This is a genomic window from Actinomadura sp. 7K534 (assembly GCF_004348575.1).
Taxonomy (GTDB): Bacteria; Actinomycetota; Actinomycetes; order Streptosporangiales; family Streptosporangiaceae; genus Spirillospora; species Spirillospora livida.
Genome location: NZ_SMKB01000383.1, coordinates 1 through 4,296 on the forward strand (window position 1 = coordinate 1; position 4,296 = coordinate 4,296).

Here is a 4,296-nt window from a genome sequence, read left to right on the forward strand (position 1 = left end):
GGTCGGCGGGGCGGGTCAGCGGCCGCGGGCGGTCCCGGTCAGCTTCCACGCCGCGGGCAGCAGGCCCGCCGCGAGCAGGACCTTCAGCGCGTCCCCGGCCAGGAACGGCGTGACGCCGAGTTCCAGGGCCCGCCCGAGGTCGATGCCCAGCGACGCCATCAGGTACGGGACGCCCGCCGCGTACATGATGACGGTGCCGGCGAGCATGGTCGCGACGGTCCGCAGCGGGGTCCGGTCCCCGCCGCGGCGGGCCAGCGCGCCGACCGCGGCGGCGGCGGCGACGAACCCGATGACGTACCCGAGGGTCGGGACGCCGGTCCCGGAGCCGCCCTCGGTGAACCAGGGCATGCCCGCCATCCCGGCCAGCAGGTAGACGATCATGGCGAGGCCGGCGCGTCCGAAGCCGAGGGCGGCGCCCGCCAGCAGGACCGCGAAGGTCTGCCCGGTCACCGGCACCGGGGTGCCGGGCAGCGGGACGGCGAGCTGCGCGGCCGCGCCGACGAACGCGGCGGCGCCGACGACGAGTGCGGCGTCGCGGGCCAGTGAACCTGGCAGCAGGTCGCCCAGGACGGCGGGGCGCCGCCGGGCTGCGTGGGCAGTGGCCACAGGGTCCTCCCAAAAGGTGTTGTCAGTCCGGAAACCTAGCGAACGGGACGTCGGGGCAGATGAAGGGGGTTACCGGAACCGGGTCGCGAACCTCCGGGATGTGCGGCCGGAGGCGTCAGCCGGCCGGGCGGGGGCCGCTCGCCAGGTAGACGACGTCGGGTTCGCCGCGCGGCACCGGCACCGCCCGGGCCCGCACGCGGCTGAACCGGCCGCGCAGCAGCGCCTCGAACGCCGGTGCGGCGCCGGCGCTCCACACCGCCAGCGTCCCGCGCGGGGCGAGCCGCGCGGTGAGCAGGTCCAGTCCCGCGGCGCCGTACAGGCGCGCGTTGCCGGGGGTGACCGTCCAGTCGGGGCCGTTGTCGATGTCCAGGCAGAGGGCGTCGTACCGCGGGCCGTGCGGGGCGGCGAGGTGGTCGAGCAGGTCGGCGCGCTCCACGGTGACGCGGGGGTCGTCGAGCGCGCCGCCGGAGAAGGGCCGCAGCTCGGCGGCGTGCCAGGCGATCACGGCGGGTTCGCGTTCGACGACGGTGACGTTCGCGACGCCGGGCAGGGTGAGCGCCTCGGCGAGGGAGAACCCGACGCCGAGGCCGCCGATGAGCAGCCGGACCGGCCCGTCCAGGCCCCGCACGGCGGCGCGGACCAGGAGCCGCTCGGACGAGCCGCCGCGGGTGTCCATGAGGAACACGCCGTTGCTGATGATCTCGTAGTGGGCGCCGGTGCGGCGCAGCACCAGCTCACCGCCGACGCCCGCGGCGCGCTCCACCACCACCGGTTCCACCGCGTCCGGCAGGACTGCGCCCGGCTCGAACTCGCCCGGCTCCGCCACCGCCGGCCCGCTCGCCGTCCCCGCGCCATCGCCCATGCCCCGCACCATAGCCCGGGGCGGGGATCTCCGGGTCTGGGCGGCGGCGGGCGGTGTCCAGTACGGTGCCGGTCATGCCCGATCCCTCCCTCCCGGGCGGCCTGCTGCGCGGCCGCCGGATCCTGGTCGTCGGCGCGGGGACGCGGCCCAGCGACGAGCCGGACGCGCCGGTCGGCAACGGCCGCGCCATCGCGATCACGGCCGCGCGGGAGGGCGCCCGCGTCGCCTGCGCCGACGCCGACGAGCACTCCGCCGGCCGGACCGCGGCGATGATCGCCGACGAGGGCGGGGACGCGTGCGTCGCGGTGGCCGACGTCGGCGACCCCGAGTCCTGCGACCGGGTGGTGTCGCAGGCGGCCGAGCGGCTCGGCGGGCTGGACGGGGTGGTGTTCAACGCGGGGATCGGCATCGGGTACGGGCTGGCGGGCACGGCGCTGGCCGACTGGGACCGCGTCCTGCAGGTCAACCTCCGCGCCCCGTTCCTGGTCGGGAAGGCGGCGATGCCCGCGCTGGACGACGGCGCCGCGATGGTGTTCATCGGGTCGCTGGCGGGGACCAAGCCGGGGTCGCGGTCGCCGTCCTACGACGCGTCCAAGGCGGGCCTGGCCGGGCTGGTGCGCCACATCGCCGCCGAGGGCGCGCCGCGCGGCGTCCGCGCCAACGTGGTCGCGCCCGGCCTCATCGACACCGTCATGGGGCGCGAGGCGTCCGCCGGCAACCGGAACCGGGACCGCGCGGCGGGGCTGATCCCGATGCGGCGGCAGGGCACCGCGTGGGAGGTGGCCGACGTGGCGGTGTTCCTGATGTCGGACCGCGCGTCCTACGTCACCGGGCAGGTCGTCCACGTCGACGGCGGGCTGTCCACCCTGCGCTGACACCGCCGCTCCCGGGCGCGCAGGGGACGCGCGGTGCGGCGCGGAACACCTTTTCCCCTCCCGTGGTTACCGTGTAACGATGTAATCATCCGGGAGGTGCGATGATCCCCGATCCCCCTGACGGCGGCCCGCCGCTGGACGCCTACTCCCGCGTCGTGTCCGCCGTCGCGCGCGAGCTGACCCCGCGGGTGGCGGCGCTGCGCGTCCGGCACCGGGGCGGCGAGGGCGCCGGCTCGGCCGTGGCGTTCACCGGCGACGGGTTCCTGCTCACCAACGCCCACGTCGTCGGCGCCGCGCACGGCGGCGACGCCGCGTTCGCCGACGGCGCCACCGCCCACTTCACCGTCGTCGGGACCGACGCCCTGTCGGACCTGGCGGTCGTCCGCGCCGACGGCCCCGTCCCCGGCCCGGTCACCCTCGGCGACAGCGACGGCCTCGTCGTCGGGCAGCTCGTCGTCGCCGTCGGCAACCCCCTCGGCCTGTCGGGGTCGGTCACCGCCGGGGTGGTGTCGGCGCTCGGCCGGTCCCTGCCGACCTCGCAGCGCACCCGCGCCGGCACCGCCGTCCGCGTCATCGAGGACGTCATCCAGACCGACGCCGCCCTCAACCCCGGCAACTCCGGCGGCGCGCTCGCCGACGCGCACGGCCGCGTCGTCGGCGTCAGCACCGCCGTCGCCGGGATCGGCCTCGGCCTGGCCGTCCCCATCAACGCGACCACCCGCCGCATCATCGGCGCGCTCATCCGCGACGGCCGGGTCCGCCGCGCGTTCCTCGGCCTGGCCGCCGCGCCCGTGCCCGTCCCCGCCGCGCTGCGGGCCCGCACCGGGCAGGACGCGGCGCTGCGCGTCGCCGAGGTCGTGCCCGCCAGCCCCGCCGACCGGGCCGGGCTGCGCCGCGGCGACCTGGTCCTGACCGCCGGCGGGCAGCCGGTCTCGCACGCCCAGTCGCTGCAGAAGCTCATGTTCGCCGAGGCGATCGGCCGGCCGCTGCCCATCACCGTGCTGCGCAACGGCGCCATGGTCGACGTCATCGCCGAACCCGTCGAACTCGACTCCGAACACGCCTGACCCCGCCCCGCCGCCGCGCGCGGGCCGGCGGTGTCAGCGGCCGCGGAACGTGGCCCGGTAGGCGGTGGGCGCCACCCCCACCGCCGCCTGCAGGTGCGCCCGCAGCGACGCCGCCGTCCCGAACCCCGCCCGCGCCGCGACCGCCTCCACCGGCAGGTCGGTCTCCTCCAGCAGCCGCCGCGCCCGCTCCACCCGCTGCCCGGCCAGCCACGCCTGCGGCGACGCGCCGGTCTCCTCCCGGAACCGGCGGGTGAACGTCCGCACGCTCATCGACGCCCGCCCCGCCAGCTCCGCCAGCGTCACCGGCCGGTCCAGCCGCTCCAGCGCCCACGCCCGCGCCGCCGCCGTCGACGAGCCCCGCGGCTCGGGCACCGGCCGCGCGATGAACTGCGCCTGCCCGCCCTCGCGGTGCGGCGGCACCACCGTCCGGCGCGCCACGTCCCCCGCCACCGCCGCGCCGTGGTCCCGGCGGATCATGTGCAGGCACAGGTCGATGCCCGCCGCCTCGCCCGCCGAGGTCAGCACGTCGCCCTCGTCGGCGTACAGGACGGCCGCGTCCACCCGCACCCCCGGGAACCGCGCCGCGAACCGCTCGCACGACAGCCAGTGCGTCGTCGCGCGCCGCCCCTCCAGCAGCCCCGCCTCCGCCAGCACGAACGCCGCGGTGCAGATCGAGGCGATCCGCGCGCCCCGCTCCCGCGCCGCCACCAGCGCCGCCGGGACCGGCCCGTCGCCCGGGCTCACCTCGTCCATCGCGGGCGCCGCCGGCACGACCACCGTGTGGGCCTCCTCCAGCACGTCGAGCCCGTGCGCGACCACGACCGCGAAATCGGCGGCGGTCACCACCGGCCCCGGCTCCACCGCACACGACACCACCTCGTACAGC

5 protein-coding genes are annotated in these 4,296 nt (G+C 77.8%); 2 read left to right on the top strand and 3 right to left on the bottom strand.

Going from position 1 to position 4,296, the window contains the following annotated elements:
* Positions 1-15: 15 nt before the first annotated feature.
* Positions 16-606, bottom strand: a complete 591-nt coding sequence (locus E1266_RS35930) for a biotin transporter BioY (protein WP_132054856.1) — start codon at positions 604-606, stop codon at positions 16-18.
* A gap of 115 nt (positions 607-721) precedes the next feature.
* Positions 722-1,468, bottom strand: coding sequence for a spermidine synthase (locus E1266_RS35935; protein ID WP_243719312.1), 747 nt, complete (start codon positions 1,466-1,468; stop codon positions 722-724).
* Positions 1,469-1,542: 74 nt separating this feature from the next.
* Between E1266_RS35935 and E1266_RS35940 the strand changes: the two genes are divergently transcribed.
* Positions 1,543-2,343 (top strand): SDR family oxidoreductase, encoded by an 801-nt coding sequence (locus E1266_RS35940; protein ID WP_165966354.1) that lies wholly within the window; start codon positions 1,543-1,545, stop codon positions 2,341-2,343.
* 101 nt (positions 2,344-2,444) lie between these two features.
* Positions 2,445-3,410 carry a trypsin-like peptidase domain-containing protein gene (locus E1266_RS35945; RefSeq protein ID WP_132054858.1) on the top strand — a complete coding sequence of 322 codons (966 nt, stop codon included), beginning with the start codon at positions 2,445-2,447 and terminating at the stop codon, positions 3,408-3,410.
* 33 nt (positions 3,411-3,443) lie between these two features.
* Here the strand turns inward: E1266_RS35945 and E1266_RS35950 are convergent.
* A partial coding sequence (locus E1266_RS35950; protein ID WP_132054860.1) for a helix-turn-helix domain-containing protein occupies positions 3,444-4,296 on the bottom strand: 853 nt, incomplete at its 5' end.

Bases quoted from the DNA above. Each gene is read 5' to 3' on its own strand.
- E1266_RS35940 (WP_165966354.1), top strand. From the start codon at position 1,543: ATGCCCGATCCCTCCCTCCCGGGCGGCCTGCTGCGCGGCCGCCGGATC.
- E1266_RS35935 (WP_243719312.1), bottom strand. From the start codon at position 1,468: ATGGGCGATGGCGCGGGGACGGCGAGCGGGCCGGCGGTGGCGGAGCCG.
- E1266_RS35945 (WP_132054858.1), top strand. From the start codon at position 2,445: ATGATCCCCGATCCCCCTGACGGCGGCCCGCCGCTGGACGCCTACTCC.